Below are 2,928 nucleotides of genomic sequence, written 5' to 3' on the forward strand. Positions count from 1 at the left end.
CAGGTGGTCAACTACCTAATTTTCAGGGAAAAAGTACCTCAATTTTCCCCCTGATCACTCCCATGCCTGGTACTTTTTGATTGACAAAAAGTCTAAAAGTCTTACCCAACAAGGTTTTTAGATTTATTCAGCAGACCCTAAATAGCCATTTTTCAGGAGAAAAGCGCTCAGGGCAGTGGGAAAGTCTGGATATTTGCCGATCACTGTACTTTCGCCATGGATATCGAGACCCCAATCGGAGTTTTTATCGTAATTAGCGAGGAGAAATTGCCAAGCTTCTTCGTATTCTCCTAGGAGAATTTTTTGGGCCACATAACCGGCCAAAATGCCATTAACTTCGGCCTTTTCTTTTTTAGCTAACTGCAATGCTTTCAACATTTCAGCTAAAGTTTTTCTTAATTTTTGAGGATATTTTCTGGTGACATCTGCTAATTTACCCTGTTGAAAAGTATAAATTCTGGAGGGAGGAAAAGAGGCGGCGTAGGAACTAAAAGCATACAAAAAAGCATTATCAACGGTGACAAATTCGTAATTATTATCTCCATCTAAATCTTCAAAGGAACCACCACTACCATCTAAAAACCCCGTTTCTTCTCTAATAAATTTATCTTTTTGCCAAGTATAAATTACCAAGGATGTGCAGCAGTGAGCGCCGCCGCTATAGGTGGAGACAATAATCTCATCAATGCCATTATTATCTAAATCTCTTAATTCAACATAGCCAGATCCAAAGGCACTATAACCACTATTTTGCTGATAAATTTGCTCGTTATAAAAGATTTGATAAGAAACATTATTAATATCAGAATTATCATCAATTCTCTCATTCAGATTCCTGGGTTGATAGCTAACTTGTACCTTAATTTTCCCCGATCTAACCACTTGATTTGTGAGGGGTTGACTGGCATCAAAATCGAGTTTAGTCACGGCTAAACTCGCGGCTGCATTGCCCAAGAATTGAGATAATAAGCAGCAAATAAAGCAAGTTTTGCTAATATTCATCGGCTGATTCACAGAGAGAGATTAATATCAGTGTAAGTAGCTGGTTATAATTAAATTAAAAATGGATTTTAGGTTCGATCCCCCCTGCCCCCCTTAATAAGGGGGGTGCCGATAGGCGGGGGGATCTGAAAGTTTTTAATACCCACCTACTTATCTTACTTATTCCTCCCGACAATCAGCCGTGAACTTTCCGAGTGTTGCCCCTTGCAAGAGTGCAGGAGTGCCTGATCTCAACCGGCAATTTAAATGCGCGGGCAGCCCATCTATTCCAAGGTTTTAACGCTCAAAACTTGGGGGGGTGTGGCATCGGGGGGATAGAGAAAATCGAGATTAATGTCGCGTCTGGCTCCGGGGGGAAGTTCCACCTGTACTAAAGCTTCTCCCTGTTGTCCTTCCCGTTGAACGAGATGGAAAAAACGTTCCTCGGTGCGTCCCAGGGCGTTACGATAGGTAACGCGCACGGCCCCCCGGAAAAATACCGGTCCCTGGACGGGTTCAACAAATAACAAGCGATCGAGATAATTGTCTTCTTTAATGGGGGTTTGAATACTCAAAGCCACCACCTGGGTTTTGCTAGTGTTGTTATATAGAGGTAAAGTCAGATAGTAGTGAACACCGTAGTTACCGTGAGCTTTGAAAGCCGTATCGGGATAACGCACTAACATGGGGGCGCTTTGAATTTGTCTGGTTCCGAAAGTAGCTGCCGTCACCGTACTTAAAGGATAGGCAAAAGCTTGACCGGGTTGAGGAATGGTGAGATTAATTCCCCCTTTAGGATCGACAATGCGGGTTGCCCATTCCGAACCGACAGAAATTCCGGCGACGCGACCATAAAAATTTCTTCTTCCGGGGGACCATTGATCGGGGGGAGTGGGGGGAAAATCGCGAGGAGCGGCTAAATCACCTTTAACTAATAGGGTACGCCATTCTTCTAGGGTAGGGGGACGAAAGGTTTCTATTTCCCGATCTTCGATTTTGACTTTTTGGGGAACTTCGTAGAGGGCTAAATTGGCCATATAGACGGGTCCATCGCTGTAGAGACGTAGGAGGGTCGATCGGGCGCTACTTCTGGGGATAACCAGATCGAAGAGCATCCGACTTTGGCCTGGGGGAATGACGATCTGGGTGGGAAATTGGGTATCATGGCGACGACGCATGATATCGCTGGCTAAACGGGAACCAGGACCAGAAAAAACCCGGCCGTTGGGATCTTCTACCAGAGAGGGTAAATCGACAAAAGGGGCATCAGCGGAGGTGACGTAACTGACTCCTTGCAGGATGCGGATAACGAGGTTTCTGGAGGTGGGATTAGTAACGATCAGGCCCTGGTGTAAGTCGCGATCGGGATCGGTTTGACGGGCGATGTGGTGGGTGAAAACGTCAAAACGTCCTTGTAGGGGATGATTGAGATGGGCTACGGGATAACGTTTTCCTTTGCCGGGGAAAGTGGAGAGGAGAATTCCCTCTTTTTCTACGATTTCGGGACTATTGCTATTAAAAACTAGAACATCATTCAATTGACCGGGCAACTGACGCACTTCCTGATATTGGGTGATTAATTTCCTCTCTATCTGGGGCAGAACCGAGGCGGACTGAGCTAAAAGAATAGTGGGTAAGAAAGAAAGCATAGAGATTCTATATTTATAGGATCTAATTAAGGGTGAGTCGATGGAGAGTTGACATCCTCACCGCCGTAAACGGACGGTGATTCCCAAACCTCACGATTTAGGTTTCTGCTTCTTTCCCTTGCGGGGTTCCGCACCTGCCTTAACAGATTTACTCTGTTCTGGTCTTATGGTCGCTCCACAGACTGACACCGCAAGCCCTGCGGCCAAAATATTTTTACTGGCGTTAATATCTCGGTCATGGTGTGTCCCACAGTTCGGACAGTCCCACTCTCGAACATTTAACGGCAGCTCTTTCACA

General features: G+C 45.4%; 3 protein-coding genes. All 3 read right to left on the minus strand.

Going from position 1 to position 2,928, the window contains the following annotated elements:
• Positions 1–123 precede the first annotated feature (123 nt).
• The gene (locus IM450_RS00350; protein ID WP_287671379.1) at positions 124–1,002 is read right to left on the minus strand and encodes a hypothetical protein; all 879 of its coding nucleotides are present in this window, start codon (positions 1,000–1,002) and stop codon (positions 124–126) included.
• 263 nt (positions 1,003–1,265) lie between these two features.
• Positions 1,266–2,630, minus strand: coding sequence for a DUF3370 domain-containing protein (locus IM450_RS00355; protein ID WP_002801650.1), 1,365 nt, complete (start codon positions 2,628–2,630; stop codon positions 1,266–1,268).
• A gap of 90 nt (positions 2,631–2,720) precedes the next feature.
• Positions 2,721–2,928, minus strand: a 208-nt coding sequence (locus IM450_RS00360; RefSeq protein ID WP_287720562.1) for a zinc ribbon domain-containing protein, incomplete at its 5' end; no start/stop codon positions are given.

It is taken from the genome of Microcystis sp. M083S1, from assembly GCF_020246405.1.
Classification (GTDB): domain Bacteria; phylum Cyanobacteriota; class Cyanobacteriia; order Cyanobacteriales; family Microcystaceae; genus Microcystis; species Microcystis aeruginosa_C.

Excerpts from the sequence above, each read along its gene's own strand:
- IM450_RS00350 (WP_287671379.1), bottom strand. The coding sequence starts at position 1,002 with ATGAATATTAGCAAAACTTGCTTTATTTGCTGCTTATTATCTCAATTC.
- IM450_RS00355 (WP_002801650.1), bottom strand. The coding sequence starts at position 2,630 with ATGCTTTCTTTCTTACCCACTATTCTTTTAGCTCAGTCCGCCTCGGTT.